The sequence below is a fragment of the Sphingobacteriia bacterium genome, from assembly GCA_017304685.1.
GTDB lineage: Bacteria > Pseudomonadota > Alphaproteobacteria > Rickettsiales > 33-17 > JAFKLR01.
The window spans coordinates 349,390-366,541 of record JAFKLR010000004.1 but is presented as its reverse complement, the minus strand read 5'-3'; the positions used below and the strand labels follow the sequence as shown (position 1 = coordinate 366,541).

The 17,152-nt window shown below is 30.9% G+C and carries 16 protein-coding genes; 1 reads left to right on the top strand and 15 read right to left on the bottom strand.

What is annotated here, in order from left to right:
- From J0H68_07155 to J0H68_07125, 7 genes are all read right to left on the bottom strand, one after another.
- Positions 1–288: a YggT family protein gene (locus tag J0H68_07155; GenBank protein ID MBN8828467.1), complete on the bottom strand. Its 288-nt coding sequence runs from the start codon at positions 286–288 to the stop codon at positions 1–3.
- Positions 289–293: 5 nt separating this feature from the next.
- Positions 294–974, bottom strand: coding sequence for an outer membrane lipoprotein carrier protein LolA (locus J0H68_07150; GenBank protein MBN8828466.1), 681 nt, complete (start codon positions 972–974; stop codon positions 294–296).
- 7 nt (positions 975–981) lie between these two features.
- Positions 982–3,225 (bottom strand): DNA translocase FtsK 4TM domain-containing protein, encoded by a 2,244-nt coding sequence (locus tag J0H68_07145; GenBank protein ID MBN8828465.1) that lies wholly within the window; start codon positions 3,223–3,225, stop codon positions 982–984.
- Positions 3,226–3,231: 6 nt separating this feature from the next.
- On the bottom strand, positions 3,232–3,459 hold the full coding sequence (infA, locus tag J0H68_07140; GenBank protein MBN8828464.1) for a translation initiation factor IF-1: 228 nt from the start codon (positions 3,457–3,459) through the stop codon (positions 3,232–3,234).
- A gap of 25 nt (positions 3,460–3,484) precedes the next feature.
- Positions 3,485–4,339 (bottom strand): Hsp33 family molecular chaperone HslO, encoded by an 855-nt coding sequence (locus J0H68_07135; GenBank protein ID MBN8828463.1) that lies wholly within the window; start codon positions 4,337–4,339, stop codon positions 3,485–3,487.
- A gap of 1 nt (position 4,340) precedes the next feature.
- Positions 4,341–5,624 (bottom strand): UDP-N-acetylglucosamine 1-carboxyvinyltransferase, encoded by a 1,284-nt coding sequence (murA, locus tag J0H68_07130; protein ID MBN8828462.1) that lies wholly within the window; start codon positions 5,622–5,624, stop codon positions 4,341–4,343.
- Between the two features lie 122 nt (positions 5,625–5,746).
- Positions 5,747–6,316: a dCTP deaminase gene (locus tag J0H68_07125; GenBank protein ID MBN8828461.1), complete on the bottom strand. Its 570-nt coding sequence runs from the start codon at positions 6,314–6,316 to the stop codon at positions 5,747–5,749.
- Between the two features lie 178 nt (positions 6,317–6,494).
- Between J0H68_07125 and J0H68_07120 the strand changes: the two genes are divergently transcribed.
- A complete protein-coding gene (locus J0H68_07120) occupies positions 6,495–7,136 on the top strand; it encodes a peptidylprolyl isomerase (protein ID MBN8828460.1) in 642 nt (213 codons plus the stop codon).
- On the opposite strand, the gene J0H68_07115 is transcribed toward J0H68_07120, so the two are convergent.
- From J0H68_07115 to tkt, 8 genes are read right to left on the bottom strand one after another with little or no spacing between them, the layout of a single operon-like run.
- On the bottom strand, positions 7,133–8,080 hold the full coding sequence (locus tag J0H68_07115) for a mitochondrial fission ELM1 family protein (GenBank protein MBN8828459.1): 948 nt from the start codon (positions 8,078–8,080) through the stop codon (positions 7,133–7,135). The genes J0H68_07120 and J0H68_07115 overlap by 4 nt on opposite strands.
- Positions 8,080–8,751 (bottom strand): RlmE family RNA methyltransferase, encoded by a 672-nt coding sequence (locus J0H68_07110; GenBank protein MBN8828458.1) that lies wholly within the window; start codon positions 8,749–8,751, stop codon positions 8,080–8,082. Before J0H68_07110 ends, J0H68_07115 begins: the two co-directional genes overlap by 1 nt.
- A complete protein-coding gene (locus tag J0H68_07105; GenBank protein MBN8828457.1) occupies positions 8,748–12,113 on the bottom strand; it encodes an FAD-dependent oxidoreductase in 3,366 nt (1,121 codons plus the stop codon). The genes J0H68_07110 and J0H68_07105 overlap by 4 nt, the downstream gene beginning before the upstream one ends.
- Entirely contained in the window at positions 12,100–12,543 is a 444-nt protein-coding gene (locus tag J0H68_07100; protein MBN8828456.1) for an NUDIX domain-containing protein, read from the bottom strand. Before J0H68_07100 ends, J0H68_07105 begins: the two co-directional genes overlap by 14 nt.
- Entirely contained in the window at positions 12,533–12,988 is a 456-nt protein-coding gene (locus J0H68_07095) for a hypothetical protein (GenBank protein ID MBN8828455.1), read from the bottom strand. The genes J0H68_07100 and J0H68_07095 overlap by 11 nt, the downstream gene beginning before the upstream one ends.
- Positions 12,928–14,121 carry a phosphoglycerate kinase gene (locus tag J0H68_07090; GenBank protein MBN8828454.1) on the bottom strand — a complete coding sequence of 398 codons (1,194 nt, stop codon included), beginning with the start codon at positions 14,119–14,121 and terminating at the stop codon, positions 12,928–12,930. The genes J0H68_07095 and J0H68_07090 overlap by 61 nt, the downstream gene beginning before the upstream one ends.
- Positions 14,121–15,128, bottom strand: a complete 1,008-nt coding sequence (gap, locus tag J0H68_07085) for a type I glyceraldehyde-3-phosphate dehydrogenase (GenBank protein MBN8828453.1) — start codon at positions 15,126–15,128, stop codon at positions 14,121–14,123. Before gap ends, J0H68_07090 begins: the two co-directional genes overlap by 1 nt.
- Positions 15,125–17,086: a transketolase gene (gene tkt, locus J0H68_07080; GenBank protein ID MBN8828452.1), complete on the bottom strand. Its 1,962-nt coding sequence runs from the start codon at positions 17,084–17,086 to the stop codon at positions 15,125–15,127. Before tkt ends, gap begins: the two co-directional genes overlap by 4 nt.
- Positions 17,087–17,152 lie beyond the last annotated feature (66 nt).

The window sequence follows — 17,152 nt, the reverse complement described above, 5'->3', positions numbered from 1 at the left end:
TTAGTAATACAAGTAATTATAAATTAAACTTTGAAGTAATTGTATAGCAAGAAATATTACAATAGGTGAAATATCAAGCGATCCTAAATCAGGTAAAATACTTCTAATTTTTCTCATTAATGGCTCATAGAGCTTATTAAAACCTATGTATATTCTAATCACAATGGGATTAAATTTATTGATAATATCAAAATTTATCAGCCAACCTAAAATTATATAAATAATTAATCCATACGAATATAAATCGAGGACAGTTATTATTAGGTCTAAAAATGGATTTAAATTCATAATTTTTACTTAGTTTTAAATACTCTTGGGTTTTTAAGTATAAATAAATTTCTATCAAGTTCTACATTATATTTTGCTTCATGAAATGATACTGAAGTTATTTGTGCAGTATCATCAAAAAACTCTATCTTTTTTAATTGCAATGGGCTTTCTGTAAAGAGTAAAGTCATTTTTTGTTTTTTTTCAGGATGCAAAACATTCATTCTAATAATACCGTCAGCTTTTAAAGTTTTATCGATTGTAACTTTTTGATCCTTAAAATTAATTTTTTCGGCAGTTAAAAAGGAACCTAAAACTTCATCTGTATTACTATATGTTACTTCATTTAATTCATAATCGTAATATATAAGCTTATTATTATTAACAATAATTAAAATTGGTACTGGAGGATTATATTGCCATCTAAGTTTTCCTGGTCTTGCTAGAAAAAAAGTACCTTCACTACTGCTTCCATCAGGTGAGATTTGGATAAAATTTGCAACCATAGTTTTAATGTTATTTAGATAAGCTGTAATGCTTGCTTGAAGGTTTAAATCAGGGCTACCTGTATTATTTTTTCCATATAAAACTGATTTTTCATCAATATAATTCATTTGCTCGATAATTTCATGAGCGTGACCTTTTGATTTGGCTTCTGCTGGAAAAATTATGAAAACTATTAACAATATTTCTAATAATTTTTTCATAAAGATTTTACCTTCCATCCTGAATTAATATTTCTCTTTTACCAACGTGATTTGCAGCACTTATAATACCTTCTTTTTCCATTCTTTCAATAATAGTTGCTGCTCGATTATAACCAATTTTTAAACATCTTTGAATATAACTTGTTGAAGCTTTTTTATCTCTAATTACAATTGCTACAGCTTCGTCGTATAATTTATCGCCACTATCCATACTAAAGTTACTACCTTCTTCATCTTCTTCTTCGGCTTTAGTAATATCTTCAATATAAGTAGGGCTACTTTGTGATTTTAAATAGGTAACTACTTTTTCCACTTCGTTATCACTTACAAATGGAGCATGAACCCTTACAATTTTACCACCACCTGACATGTATAACATATCACCCATGCCAAGTAATTGTTCTGCACCTTGTTCACCAAGAATGGTTCTACTGTCAATTTTTGAAGTTACTTGGAAACTAATTCGAGTTGGGAAATTTGCTTTAATAACGCCTGTGATTACATCGACAGAAGGTCTTTGTGTAGCCATAATTAAATGAATACCTGCAGCTCGTGCCATTTGAGCAAGCCTTTGTATTGACGCTTCTATATCCTTTCCTGCTACTAGCATTAAGTCTGCCATTTCATCTACGATTACCACAATATAGGGTAAAGGCTTGTTTTCAATTTCAATAGTTTCAAAAATTGGTTTACCTGTTTCAGTATCAAAACCTGTTTGAACATTACGTGTAAGCACCTTATTTTCTCTAGTAGCTTCTTGGACTTTTTCATTATATCCCGCAATATTCCTTACACCGACATTCGACATTAAACGATAGCGATTTTCCATTTCTTTAACCACCCATTTTAATGCAACTACTGCCTTACCCGGCTCTGTAACTACAGGGGCTAATAAATGTGGTATACCATCATAAACTGATAATTCTAACATTTTAGGATCGATCATGATGAATTTGCATTCTTCAGGAGATAATTTATACAGGAAAGACAAAATCATAGTATTTACTGACACAGATTTACCTGAACCTGTTGTACCTGCAACTAACAAATGTGGCATTTTAGATAAATCAACAATTACCGATTCACCACCAATATTTTTACCTAATGCTATAGGTAATTTTACTGTTGAATCTTTAAAGCTATTTGATTCTACTAATTCTCTTAAATAAACAGTTTCACGAGTATTATTTGGTAATTCAATTCCAATTAAATTTTTTCCAGGAATTACAGCTATACGAGCTGACATTGCGCTCATAGATCTAGCAATATCATCTGCAAGGCCTATAATTCTAGAAGATTTAGTTCCAGCTGCAGGCTCAAGTTCATAAAGAGTCACAACTGGTCCTGGTTTAACTTGAATAATTTGCCCTTTAATCCCAAAATCTTGTAATACTTGTTCTAATAAATGTACTTGTTCTTGGAGATATGAAGAACTAACTTTAACTGATGCTTGCACTGCTTTAGAAAGAAAATCAATTTTTGGCAGTAAGTAATTATTTTTAACATTACTAACTGTAGCTTTAGGAGTTTCGGTTTTTCTTCTTTTAACTATATTATGGCTAAGTTTTGTTTTTTCCTTAGCACCTATAATTTCAAAGTTATGAATTTCCTCAGGCAATTCTATAATATTTTCTTCATTATAAATTGTTTCGTTCAAGGATTTTGTATTTTTTGAAAAGAACATTTTTGCAAAAATTATTCTTATAAACGAGAATAAAAATAATACACATTTTAAAACTTGCTTAAATTTTATTCCAGAAGCTGTAATAAAGAATACAAAAGTTGCAAACCCGGTAATTAAATAAAATGTAATGTTATCAACAAAACTTGTAAGATAAGTGTGAATTAAATGACCAAACCATCCACCACCACTCACCATAATATAATTTTCAGGAACTGGTAGAATAGTTAAAAAAGCTGAAACAGCAAATATTAAAAAAGAGAAACATAAAACTTTTAATATCCACCAATTATTCTGCTTATTTCTTATAAGAGCTAAGCCCCAACTTGCAAAAACAATACCAAAAAATAATCCTGAAAATCCAAATAATTGAATTACACTATCAGAAAGAAATGAGCCTATTTTACCTGTAATATTATACACTTCATCATATGAAACTGCATTATTAAATGAAGGATCAAAAGGGCTAAAACTTGCGATTGAAATAATTTGAATAATACCAGCAAAAACAAAGCCACATCCTATAAGGAAAATTGAAATTTTTTTTAAGCTTTTAGCTGATAAATACATTTCTTTTTACTGATCGGTATCTTTATGTCTTTTTGTTATTCTTCCTTTCGATAAATCATAAGGTGTCATTTCTACCATCACCCTATCACCCGCAAGGATTCTTATTCTATTTTTTCTCATTTTCCCAGAAGTATGAGCAATGATAATATGCCCATTATCTAATTTTACCCTAAATGCATTGGGTAAAAGCTCCACTACTGCGCCTTCAAATTCAAGTAATTCTTCTTTTGCCATAAATTTTCACTAAAAATTAAACTAATTAAATATGTTCAAAAACTGTCTCTGTATTACAAAATTGACATTTAATGACTACTTTACCATCAACTTTTAAACTTTCAAGTTCTTCTTCAGGTAAAGATTTTAAAACTTTTAAAGCTTTAAGCGGTGAGCATCGACATTTATCACCTATTTCCTTTTTATCAAATAATACTATATCATGTGTTCCGTAAAGTCTTTTTAATAAATCTTCATTAGAAAGTTCACTATTAACTAATTCCTCTTCGCTTACACTTTCTGTAAATATTCTTAACTCTTCCCAATTATCATCAATCTCATCTAATGTAGAATTTGAAGGCTTAGGCATTTTTTGTATAATAACACCACCACCACACCAGTTACCATTAACCTTTTCAACATGTAATTTCATTACAGTGTTAATTTGCTCTGAATTAATGATATAATTAGTGATTACTTCACTAACACTATTACCGTTAATTTCTACTATTCCCTGATAACGAGTTGAGTTTTCTCCGCCTGGATCAATTGTAATTACAATTTGACCTTTACCCATAATTTCAGAAAAAGCATAATTTTTTGTAAAATCTGCTTCTTCAGCTATTTCTGCATAACCTCTTAAATTCATGCTTGCCGTAATATCAGCCACAAATATTTTTAAAATATTATTAGTGGTAAATTGTAATGTAATTATTCCATCTGTTTTAAGATCATAGCCTATCATGCTTAATGCAAGCATTGATTCACCTATAAGTTTAGAAATTATATCTGGGTAGCTTTGTCTTTTTAAGATATTATCAATTACATTATCTAATTTAACTATTTTTCCTCTAACATTATTTGTATCTATAATGAAAGATCTAACAAAATTATTTGCCATCTTATTTTAACCTTTGAATTACAGCGCCACATTTTTGTAATTTTTCTTCAATGCGTTCATATCCTCTATCGATATGATATATTCTATTAACTATCGTTTCTTCATCAGTTGAGAGTGCAGCGATAAGAAGCGACATAGAAGCACGCAAATCCGTTGCCATTACTTGTGCACCTTTTAATCTTTCGACCCCTTTTATTAAAGCCATATTGCCATTTAATTTTATATTTGCTCCCATTCTTATTAATTCTGGGACATGCATAAATCTGTTTTCAAATATATTTTCTTGAATAGTTGAAACACCTTCAGCAATTGTAGTCATTGCCATAAATTGAGCTTGCAGATCGGTAGGAAAACCTGGGTGCGGTTGAGTTATAATTTCTGCGGCTTTTAACCTTTCTTCTTTTCTTTTAACTAATATTCCATCTTTTTCAGGAACAATATTCACGCCTATTTCTTCAAATTTATCGAGTACATTATGAAATAAATCTATATTAAAATTCTGTAATTTAATTTCGCCACCCGTAGCGCCTACCATTGCAGCAAAACTACCTGCTTCAATTCTATCAGATATAACTCGGTAATTAGCACCTTTTAGTTTATTTATACCTTTAATTACAATTTTATCGCTACCTAACCCTTCAATATCTGCACCCATTGCTTTCAAACAATTTCCTAAATCTATTATTTCAGGTTCTTTAGCAGCATTATTTATAATTGTTATACCATTTGCGAGCGTTGCCGCCATCATTACATTTTCGGTTGCGCCTACTGAAACTTTATCAAAGGTAATTTCTGCACCGTGCAAACCATTGGGGGCTTCAGCACATATATAACCTTCTTCTAACTCTATTTTAGCGCCCATTGCTTCTAAGCCCTTAATATGCAAATCAACAGGCCTTGTTCCAATTGCGCATCCACCAGGAAGGGATACTTTTGCCCTACCAAATCTTGCAAGTAATGGTCCTAAAACTATAACCGACGCTCTCATTTTTCTTACAATTTCATAAGGAGCCTGTAAATTATTCACATTTGCGGCATTAAACAATATCCTTTTACCTGAACAATTATTTTCAAAACTTGAGCCATCTACACAAAAATCAACCCCATGTTGCACAAGAAGTTTACTCATTGTTGTAACATCAACTAAAAAAGGGACATTTGATAATACTAAGGTATCTTCAGTTAAAAGGCTTGCTGCCATAATAGGTAAAGCCGAATTTTTTGAACCACTTATATATATTTCACCATATAGCGGTTTACCACCCTTAATACTTAATTTTTCCATAAATTTTCCAAGTTAGCGGATAAAAAATGATATATTCTGATATATTTCCTGAGTTTTAACTTCCTGAAGCTAAAAACTTAAGCGCATTGTAGTGTTTTCTATAGAATGTAGCAAGTAAGAACTTATACCTTAGGTAAGGTCACGCCAGTTTGCATCATATATTTCCCACTTCTGTCAGAATATGAAGTTTCGCAAATCTGATCGCCTTTTAAGAATATAAATTGGCAAACACCTTCATTTGCATAAATTTTAGCAGGAAGCGGAGTAGTATTAGAAAACTCAAGAGTCACATGTCCTTCCCATTCTGGTTCAAGAGGCGTAACATTTACTATTATTCCACATCTTGCATAAGTTGATTTACCAACGCAAATAACTAATACATCTCTAGGAATTTTAAAATATTCTACTGTTCTTGCTAAAACAAAACTATTTGGAGGGATAATGCAAACATCCGTTTTTCTATCAACGAAACTAGATTTATTAAAATCTTTTGGGTCAACAGTTGCAGAATCTACATTAGTAAATATCTTAAATTCATCCGCAACCCTTGCATCATAACCATATGATGATAAACCATATGATATTAATCCGCCCTTCTTTTGATCTTGCTTTTGTTGTGTATCTACAAATGGTTCTATCATAGCATGTTTTATTGCCATTTCTCTGATCCATTTATCTGACATTACAGACATTTTTTACCCTATTTAATTATTTTGGAATAGAAACAATTTATAAATTTAAATAAGTTTAATGTCAAAACTTATCGTATTTGTAATATATTAAATTTTTTCTGACCTAATCCTTAGATTATAAAGTAGTTGTAAAAAGTTATTTTTTCATCTAAAAATTATAAAAAATAGGTTTATAACCATGACTATAATAAATTTAGAATTAAAAAAAGATAATATTGTACTAATGCAGTTAAAAGATGGTCCTGTAATAATTGAATTATTACCTGATCTTGCTCCAAAACACGTTGAGAGATTTAAAGAATTAGTAGATAAAGGGTTTTACGACAACTTAACTTTCCACAGAGTTATACCCGATTTTATGGCCCAGACAGGAGATCCTACAGGAACAGGGAAAGGTGGCTCGGGTGTTGTTATGGATGCTGAAATAACAAAGGCACATCATTTAAGAGGTATGGTTTCTGTAGCAAATAAACTTAATCTCCATAGTGACGACAGCCAATTTTTTATTTTGTTTAAAAATGCTTTATGGCTAGATAATAAACATACAATTTTTGCTAGAGTAGTAAATGGTATGGAGCACGTTGATAAAATTAATAACGGAGGAAGTCAAAGTGGTAACCCACCTCTTTTCTATGGTAAACCGGATAAAATTTTATCTATGAAATTACTCTCCAATAATGAATCTGAAGATTTTAATATGATTGTTGAAGACACAGGACCAAGCTATGAAGAATATATGTCAGACAACATAAGTTATTCTCCATCAACAATGGATTATATTTGCTCTTGGTTCTCCCTCAATAACTATTTGCATGGCTAAAGTTTTGAAATAACCTTCTCCGCCACTTCATCCATAATGTTTATTTTCTTTGGTTTAAAAGGCGTATAATCTTCGAGGGTTTTTATGTAACCTTCTTTAATTAAGGCTTTTAAAAACATTTTATGCTTTTTACCAGAAAGGTCTTCATTATCAAATATATAAACAGGTTTTCCAACACTTATTACTTCAGAAATCATTGAAATTGAATCAGAAGTAACAATTATCTCATCAGCATAATGTAAATATGCAAGGTATGGGTTATTACCGTCACCGTCATAAAAATATAATTTATCTTTAAGTATTGATTTTAAAATATTTGTTTGTTCACTACCCGTACGCCTACTTGTTGTAATTAGAAGATAAGCATTTTCTTTTTTAGAAATTTCTAATAATTTATTTGCAAGTTTTTTTGCAGCTTCTATTGTAAATTTACCGCTATTATGACTACCGCCAATTAAGCACGCTATTCTTTTCATTGGAATATTTTGGAAATTTATGAATTCTTTACTAGCTTCTTCTGTTCTTTCCTCGGTAATATTATGTAAAGCTCCAAGTACTCTAATAACATTAGGATGATTCCTTAATCTATCATGAATTGGTAGCAAAATTATATCCGCAGATTTCGCTATTGTTTCACCAGGCCACATGATTATAATCGTTTTAATATTTAGAGCTTTTTTTAGAATTTTTGCGATCAATGACGCCCTTCTTCCTGCAGCAATAATTAAATCTGGTTTTATATTATCAAAATCGCTTTTGTTTTTTATTGGGTACAAACCTTTTAAAAACCATGAACAATCAGGTAATTTAATTAGATTATTATATTCCAAATAAATTTTGGTTATATCAGCACCAGTTTTTTCTTTAAGTTTATATGCAAGCCCTAGGGACTGATTAGTAGTGCCAATTCTATTATCACATAATACCAAAATATTTTTAAACATTAGCCTTTATATCCCTTAGCAACTAAGTATATTTCTGCTGAATCGGCTCTACTTGATTTTGGTTTAAAGTGTTTTACTGTTTCAAATCTTTGCTTAACTCTTTTAAGTAAATCACTTTCAGTTCCACCTCTTAAAACCTTCACAACTACACTTCCGCCAGTTTTTAAATTTTGAAAAGCAAACTTAAATACTTCTTCACAGAGCATGATAATTCTATCATGGTCAATGTCAGGAAGGCCTGTAGAAGATGCTGCCATATCGCTCATTATAATATCAGGCTTACCTTTTAATCTTGAAGAGAATTCTTCAACAATTTTTTGTTCTGTAAAATCGCCTTTTAAAATTTCTACTCCAGGTATTTCACCCATCTCTAATAAATCGATAGCAAGTACCTGCCCTTTCTTTTCACTCGGTTTTACAATTTCACTTGCAACTTGTGACCACCCACCTGGCGCTGCACCTAAATCTACAATTACTTGCCCTGGTTTAATTAAACTAAATTTTTCATTAATTTCTATGAGTTTAAAAGCCGCACGTGATCTATACCCTCTTTCTCTTGCTTCTATTACGAAAGGGTCATTAAGTTGCCTTTCAAGCCAACGAGTTGAAGATAGTTTTCTACCTTTTGCTGTTTTTACTCTTACTCTTTTTTGTCTACCAAAATCGCTCATCTTTTATTCATTTGTTTTAAATTATAATCTATCCACTTCGCCGTTAGTTTTTCTTGTAATGTATTTTGTTTAAGCCTTTGATTTAAAAATTCAAAATTTACCTTCTCTAAATCTTGATCTTGATTTACACAACTATAAACATAATATTTTTCCTTTGTAATAGGATCAATATGTTCCTGTAAGCATTGAGCGCATATTTCTTTCATCATACATTGCATTGGGGAATTTATACTAGCAATTTTAATTTTAGCATTTAAAAGCGGTTCTTTTAACTCATTACTTAAAGATTTTGCAAAAGCGCCCATCATTCTATCTGAACCAATAACAATAATGTGTTCAATATCGGAAAGCTTTATATCTAGATTTGGAATTTTTGAATATTCTATTACTGATTCAATGATATTTTTATTAAAGCTATAATCTGCATCTCTTGTAACCGGTAACATCCCTTCATCACAAGCCCAAATTATTTTATCACTAGCTTTTTCAATTTCTTCAATTTTATACCTATCGTGTAGATTACGGTAACCTGCAAAATATAAAACCTTACATCCATTTTTTCGCATAGCCTGGCCAATTGAAAATAATACAGCATTTCCAAGGCCTCCACCTACGAGCATTACAGTTTTATTATGCGGAATTTCAGTTGCAGTTCCTGTTGGACCCATAAGAACTATTTCTTCACCAGGCTTTAGAAATTTACATAAATCAGATGATCCACCCATTTCTAAAACAATGGTTGAAAGTAATCCCTTTTCTTTATCTACTGAAGCACCAGTAAGAGCTAAGCCTTCCATAGCAAGTAGCGTGCCATTATTTTTAAGTGAATTAGTTGCAAAATTTTGCAATTTATAAAATTGCCCTGGCTCAAAATTTTTAGCCGCCATTGGTGATTTAACAACTACTTCTACAATTTTTGGAGCAAGAACATTTACCTCATGAACTACTGAAGTAAATTGCTCTTTAAATATAAATTTATTTTCTAAATTTGAAGAATAACTATTAACAAGATCACTTATGATTGGATAAGATCGTTTGGAACTAGCCATTGCTTTTACTACATTTCCCGCAAATGAAGGATGCATATCTCCCAAGAAACTTACACTAAAATTATTCTCTACATGCGTTAAAACAAAAGTTTCCTCAGGTTTACTAATTCTTTCCGGTACAACTCTATTATTATTTTCATCAACACTTACAAAATATTTACCATCGAGTTTAAAATCTTCTGGGTATTCTTTAGCAATCGTTGTATTTGGGTGCGTACCTGCTGCAATAAAAAGCGTTTTTATTTTAATTTCTTTTATTTCACTATTTTGTTCAAATTTTAAACTTGATAAATGGTTATGCTTATCAGTGATTACTTCTTTCGGAATACTATTTTCAACAAATCTAATTCCTTCTTCAAGCGCGAGCAAAACTTCTTCATGATTAAGTCTATAAGCTGGAGAATCTTGCAAAGATTTCCTATAAATTACACTTACTCCACCTAAATCATTCATTATTTTAATTTGTTCATGCGGAGTTTTATTTTTTAATAACGCGTAATGTGAAGTATATTCGTCTAAAATTTCTTTTTCTTCTTCTGTTAATGAATCTAATAAAATTTCTTTTCCGAAGGTTTTTTGTAAATCACGATAGCGATAAAAGAATTTTTCAAGCATTTTTGGATAATAGGCAAGCGTCTCTGATGCAGTATCAATTGCAGTTAACCCACCGCCAATAACTGCAACAGGAAACCTTATTTGTAAATTAGCTATAGATGATTTTAAAAACGCTCCACCTGATTGTAATTGCATTAAAAAATCAGATGCGGTTCTAACACCTCTTACTAATGAATTTGGTACTTCAATCAAATTTGGTTTACCTGCTCCAATTGCAAGCGCTACGTGATTAAACCCTAATTCTTTGGCTTGTTCTAAATTTAAGTTACTTCCAAATCTAACACCGCCATAAAGCTCAAAGTTTTTTCTTCTTTCTAAAATAATTCTGATTAAATTTAAAAAGTTTTTATCCCATCTAACAGTAATTCCATATTCTGCAACACCGCCAAATCCTTCAGGTATTCTTTCATTTAAATCGCTTTTAATTTCCTCAAATGAATAAATCGGTTCGTTCTTAAGCTTTTCATCAAGTGGTTCTATTTTTAATCCATCAATTCCAATAATATGGTGCCCTTCATTAAGAAGATGATGCGCTAAATTAAACCCTGCAGGTCCCATTCCTGCAACTAAAATTTTCTTATTAGTATCTTTTTTTGGTAGAGATCTTTCAAAATTAAGTGGATTCCACTTTGTAAGAAGTAAATAAACTTCAACACCCCATGGTAAATTAAGAACATCTCTTAAAACTTTAGTTTCAATTTGCGGAATATCAACTGGCTCTTGTTTTTGATATATACAAGCTTTCATACAATCGTTGCATATTCTATGTCCCGTTGCAGCAAGAAGAGGATTATCAATCATAGCTATGCTAAGCGGTGCTATTACATAACCCATATTCTTAAGGCTATTCATTTCAGAAATCTTTTCTTCTAAAGGGCAACCAGTAAGAGTAACATTTTGTGAATTAACTTTAAATTTTCCGTCTTTTTCTTTAAAACCTTTGCTACATGAATCCTTACCTTGGTTATGACAAAAAATGCAATAATTCGTTTGATCTAGTGCAAATTTTAAATCGCCGCCTTGGTCAGTTAGGCTAAAACCTTCTCGAATCTCTTCTGATAAATGTTTAGAAGTAATATATTCAAAATCATTTATTTTTTTATCAACATCAATTAAGTGATTTGGATCTAATTTTTTAGGTAAATAAAAAAGGACATTAAATTTATTGTCATTATTTTTAAGTTTAAAACCGGCAAAAATTATTGCGTTCTTAATTTGCTCTTCATTTTCTTCTTTATTCTCTAAGCACTCATTAACAAAACACGCAAATTCAAGATCATTTTCTATATTAATAAATTTATTTAAATATTCTTTTGCATTTGCAAAATTTTCTAATGATAATTCAAATTCATTAATTGATTTGCTAACAATTCTTTGAATAAAATTTCTTTTACATTTGTAAATTGGTTCAAGTGCATGGGATTTATTTTTAATTAAATCTATCGCTTCTTTGTTATTAAATAACTCACTTAGAAACTCTTCTAAAATAGGAGAAATATTAATAAGAAAATTGGCTATCTCTTTATATTCAGGTTGTTGCTTTTTTAAAAATAAATCTCTTAAATTAAGGATTTGCTCTCTAAGACCGCTTACTTTATTTTCTGCAAATTCTAAAAATAGGTTATCAATTTTTTGAAGCCCATCATTTTCATTTAAGTCAGAAAAACTAAGCCCAAAATTTAAATTAAACTTGTTCATTTTCTTTATTTAGGTAATCTCTTATTAATTCCAAATTTTCCCTTTCGCTAAAAAAATTCCTTACTGGTAAAAATAAATTTTTTGGTAACCTGTCTAGGTTAAACCATTCCCAAGATATGCATCTGTCAGGTTCTTTTATTTGTAGGTCAGGGTTTTCGCATTTTGCTAAAATAAAAAGTGTAATATAATGTTTGTTTTCTTCATGAAAAATATCATTAGTCCAAGACCCTTTAACTAAGTCTTTAATGACAACCCCTGTTTCTTCAAAAGTTTCACGGATTGCACATTCAAAAGGATCTTCATTATACTCTAAATGCCCACCTGGAAAACCCCATGTATGTGAGCCATGCGAATTTATTCTTTTTCCTAATAGAATTTGATGTTCTTTAAAAATAATAACACCAACACCTACTCTTACACTATATTTCATTTTCCATTCCTCCTAAAAATTCATTGAAGGATTTCTCATTAAAATTCAGCATATCATATGCTTTTATTTGATTATAATTAGTTAAAGTGATTTTTTCCCTTACTGCCGCTTCTTCTGCTAATTTTAAATATTCACCTTCTAAATTAGATGTAATAATTTTAAAACCTGATTTTACACCTTGCTCAACAGCAAGTATGCTATCCGCTGCATCAAAAATCCATTTATCAATAGTAAAATTATATCTTTCTTCTGTTAATTTTACCATTGCATTTATATAGCCAATTCCAAGGTAATAGATGGAATTAGTATAATTTTTTAAAAATATATTTTTATTTTCTAAAAGATTAGAAAATATTTTTTCTATATCATCGATATGGTGAATTTCTATTGCGTAATATTTTCTTTGAAGGCTTCGAGACCCGGCAATTTCTTCCCTTCCAACCATTCTAAAAATGCTCCTCCAGCAGTAGATATGTAGCTAAATTCCTCTGCTACATTTGCTTTATTTATTGCAGCAACAACATCTCCACCACCAGCGACAGATAATAAATTATTATTTTTTGTATATTCAGCAATTATTTTTGCAAGCGTAATGCTACCATTTGCAAAAGGCGTAAATTCATAGGCACCAACAGGCCCATTCCAAATCACAGTTTTTGCATCTTTTAAAATATTTTTATAATATTCAAGTGTTTTATCACCAATATCTAACATCATTTCTTGTGGTAAAATTTCTGTTATTTCTCTATATTGAGTTACTACATTTTCACTAATTTCAGTTGCAACAACAAAATCAATTGGTAATACAATGTTACAATTATTTTTTTTAGCAAGTTCTTGAATTTCTTTAGCTAAACTTAAAAACTCAGGTTCCACAAGTGAGCTTCCAACATTTTTTCCTTCAGCCATGAAAAATGTATTAGCCATAGCACCACCAATAATAAGCACATCGAGAGTTGTAACTAATGATTTTAAAAGCTCAATTTTTGTTGAAACTTTTGAACCACCAATAATCCCTACAAATGGCTTTTTTGGATTTTGCATTAAATGCTCTAACACTCTTACTTCTTCTCTTAAAAGTAACCCTGGAGCTGAATCAAGATATTTATTAATAAAACTAATTGAAGCATGAGCGCGATGGCAACATGAAAAAGCATCATTTATGTAAATATCTGCAAATGAAGCAAGGCGTTTAGCAAAGTTATCATCTCCTTTTTCTTCTTCAGGAAAAAACCTTATATTTTCAAATAAAATTATTTCGCCTTTTTTAGCTCCATTAATTTGATTTTCTAAAATATCAAAATTTTCTGCAAAGCTTACTTTTGTATTTTTAAGTTCTTCTTTTAACGCTTCAAAAATTGGTTTTACTGAAAGCGATAAATCAATTTTTCCTTTTGGACGACCTAAATGTGTAAGAATAATAATAATAGCTTCTTGTTTTAAAAGCTGTAGAAGTGTTGGCAAAGATTTTTTTAAACGAGTTTTATCTTTAATTTCTCCATCAATTATTGGTAAATTAATGTCTAAACGTAATAAAACTTTTTTTCCACTTAAATTAAGGGTCGTAAAATCAATCACTAGAAGCCTCCTTTTGCAAGAAGCCTTGTAACGTCAAGCATTCTTACTGAGAAACCCCATTCATTATCGTACCAACTAACTACACGGCAGAATTTTTTATTTGTAACATATGTTTCTAATAAGTCAGCTGTAGAGCTATGTGAATCATGATTAAAATCAATTGATACAAGTGGCTTATTTGTAACTGCTAAAACCCCTTTCATATAGTTATTCGCAGCATTACTTAAAATTTCATTTATTTCTTCTTTAGTAGTTTCACGGCTTGCATTAAAACATAAGTCAACTAATGAAACGTTAGGAGTTGGAACTCTTACAGATGATCCACCGAGTTTACCTGCAAGTTCAGGTATAACAAGACCTATTGCTTTTGCGGCGCCTGTTGTTGTTGGTACCATGGAAACTGCACCTGCACGTGCCCTTCTTAAATCTTTATGACTTCCGTCTAATATATTTTGGTCGTTAGTATATGAGTGAATTGTGGTCATAAATCCACTTTCAATACCTATCGTTTCATGCAAAACTTTGGCAACTGGCCCTAAACAATTAGTTGTACAAGAACCAATTGAAACTACTTTATGTGAAGGTAGTAATTTGTCATGGTTTACGCCATATACTATAGTTGAATCCGCACTTTCACATGGGGCTGATACTAAAACTTTTTTAGCGCCATAATCTAAATGTTTTGCAGCTTCATCACGTTTATTAAATTTTCCAGTACATTCAAGGACTATATCAACACCATATTTTGCCCAATCAAGTTTACTGATATCTCTTTCTCTAGTTAATCTCATTTTATGGCGACCAACAATTAAAGTATCATTATCAACTTTAACTTCTTCATTGAAAACGCCATGAACTGAGTCATATTTAATCAAATGAGCGTGATCGTTAATATCTGCAGGGCCATTAACTGCCACTATTTCTATATCTTTATAATTATATTCGTTTATAGCTCTTATAATACATCTGCCAATTCTACCAAGACCATTAATCCCTATTCTGATCATCCTACGTCCATTTCCTTAAGTTTACGTTCAATTTTTTCAATAATTTTTTCTGGGGCAATTCCATAATGTTCATAAAGTTCTTTATATGGTCCTGATGCACCAAAACTTTCAACCCCTACAAAAATTCCATCTGTCCCAATTAATCTTTCCCAACCGAATTTTATAGCGGCTTCAATACCTATTTTTAAGTTTTTCTCATTTAAAACTTGTTTATATAACTCACTATTTTCTACAAATTTTTCAATACAAGGTAGTGAAAATACTTTTGAAGAAATTCCTTTTTTACTTAAATTTTCATGAACTTTAACTGCAATTTCTACTTCTGAGCCTGTCGCAAAAAGAGTTACTTTTGTTGCTTCATTATTTCCACGAATTATGTATCCACCATTACTAGATAAATTGTTTTCACTACTATCTCTTAATGGTTCAAGATTTTGACGAGTTAAAATTAAAGCTGTTGGACCTTCATATTTTAATGCAAGTTCCCATGCTTCTAAAGTTTCAGTTGCATCACAAGGCCTTAGAACTTGTAAATTAGGTATGGCTCTAAGTGAAGCTAAATGTTCTACAGGTTGATGCGTAGGGCCATCTTCGCCAAGCCCTATTGAATCATGAGTGAAAACATATATTACTTTTAGCTTCATGAGAGAAGCAAGTCTTATAGCAGGTTTCATATAATCTGAGAATGTTAAGAAAGTACCTGCATAAGGAATGATATTCCCAAAAAGCGTCATTCCATTCATTATGGCGCCCATCGCATGTTCTCTTACACCATAGTAAACATATTTACCGGAAAAATCGTTTTTAGTTATAGGCTTAAAATATCCAGGTTTTGTTTCATTAGAAATTGTAAGATCAGCAGATCCTCCAACTAAATTTATAAGGTGTTTGCCTAAAATATTTAAAATATTTCCTGAAGATTTACGAGTAGCTTCTGGTTTTTTGTTATTTTGAATAAAGTCTTTAGCTTCTTTAAGAGCTTTATCTAAATTTTTTAAATAGTATTTATTCTCAATATTTTTAATTAAATCTTTAATTTTATTTGAAGATAAATTTAATTTATTTGCCCATTCATCGTAAATTTTAACTTTTTTACTTACTACATCATTGAAATAAGAATAAACTTCTTTTGGTACTTCAAATTTATTATGAGGCCAACCTAGCTTTTCTCTGGTTTTTGTAATTTCATCTTCACCGAGTGGCGCACCATGAGCAGCTTCACTACCAGCTTTATTAGGAGCCCCAAAACCTATTATTGTTTTTGCAGCAATGAAATATGGTTTCTCTGATTTGTTAGCTCTAAAAATTGCTGCTCTTATCTCATCATAATCATGGCCATTAATCGAATTCGTATCAAAACTACAAGCTTTAAAAGTTTCAATATAATTTTCGGAAGCTGACAGTTCAGTATTTCCATCAATCGAAATGCTGTTGTCATCAAAAATAACAACTAAATTATTTAAATTTAAATGACCTGCAAGAGAAATAGCTTCATGAGTAATTCCTTCCATTAAGCATCCATCACCTACAAATACATAAATTTTATTGTTAAGTAAGTCAGCGCCTATTTCAGATTGTAGTTTTTTAGCAGCTATTGCCATTCCTACTGCATTGGCAACTCCTTGACCTAATGGCCCGGTGGTAGTTTCTACACCTATAGTATGACCATATTCAGGATGACCAGGAGTTTTTGAACCTAATTGTCTAAAATCTTTAATATCTTCAATACTTAAATCATATCCAAACAAATGTAATAATGCATATTGCAGCATTGACCCGTGCCCGTTTGAGAGTATAAAACGATCACGATTAAGCCAATTCGGTTGCTGTGGATTAAAATTTAAAAATTCACTAAATAATACGATTGCAATATCAGCCATTCCCATTGGCATTCCTGGATGACCAGATTTAGCCTTTTCTACAGCGTCCATTGACAAAAACCGTATAGCATTAGCCATGGACCGGTATTTGTTATTTAAGTCGATCACTAGAGTCCTCGAGGTTATGTAACAAAGAATTTGTAT

What these genes read in the sequence shown, in the direction of transcription:
- J0H68_07155 (MBN8828467.1), bottom strand. Translation starts at nt 288, where the DNA reads ATGAATTTAAATCCATTTTTAGACCTAATAATAACTGTCCTCGATTTA.
- J0H68_07150 (MBN8828466.1), bottom strand. Translation starts at nt 974, where the DNA reads ATGAAAAAATTATTAGAAATATTGTTAATAGTTTTCATAATTTTTCCA.
- J0H68_07145 (MBN8828465.1), bottom strand. Translation starts at nt 3,225, where the DNA reads ATGTATTTATCAGCTAAAAGCTTAAAAAAAATTTCAATTTTCCTTATA.
- infA (MBN8828464.1), bottom strand. Translation starts at nt 3,459, where the DNA reads ATGGCAAAAGAAGAATTACTTGAATTTGAAGGCGCAGTAGTGGAGCTT.
- J0H68_07135 (MBN8828463.1), bottom strand. Translation starts at nt 4,339, where the DNA reads ATGGCAAATAATTTTGTTAGATCTTTCATTATAGATACAAATAATGTT.
- murA (MBN8828462.1), bottom strand. Translation starts at nt 5,624, where the DNA reads ATGGAAAAATTAAGTATTAAGGGTGGTAAACCGCTATATGGTGAAATA.
- J0H68_07125 (MBN8828461.1), bottom strand. Translation starts at nt 6,316, where the DNA reads ATGTCTGTAATGTCAGATAAATGGATCAGAGAAATGGCAATAAAACAT.
- J0H68_07120 (MBN8828460.1), top strand. Translation starts at nt 6,495, where the DNA reads ATGACTATAATAAATTTAGAATTAAAAAAAGATAATATTGTACTAATG.
- J0H68_07115 (MBN8828459.1), bottom strand. Translation starts at nt 8,080, where the DNA reads ATGTTTAAAAATATTTTGGTATTATGTGATAATAGAATTGGCACTACT.
- J0H68_07110 (MBN8828458.1), bottom strand. Translation starts at nt 8,751, where the DNA reads ATGAGCGATTTTGGTAGACAAAAAAGAGTAAGAGTAAAAACAGCAAAA.
- J0H68_07105 (MBN8828457.1), bottom strand. Translation starts at nt 12,113, where the DNA reads ATGAACAAGTTTAATTTAAATTTTGGGCTTAGTTTTTCTGACTTAAAT.
- J0H68_07100 (MBN8828456.1), bottom strand. Translation starts at nt 12,543, where the DNA reads ATGAAATATAGTGTAAGAGTAGGTGTTGGTGTTATTATTTTTAAAGAA.
- J0H68_07095 (MBN8828455.1), bottom strand. Translation starts at nt 12,988, where the DNA reads ATGGTTGGAAGGGAAGAAATTGCCGGGTCTCGAAGCCTTCAAAGAAAA.
- gap (MBN8828453.1), bottom strand. Translation starts at nt 15,128, where the DNA reads ATGATCAGAATAGGGATTAATGGTCTTGGTAGAATTGGCAGATGTATT.
- tkt (MBN8828452.1), bottom strand. Translation starts at nt 17,086, where the DNA reads ATGGCTAATGCTATACGGTTTTTGTCAATGGACGCTGTAGAAAAGGCT.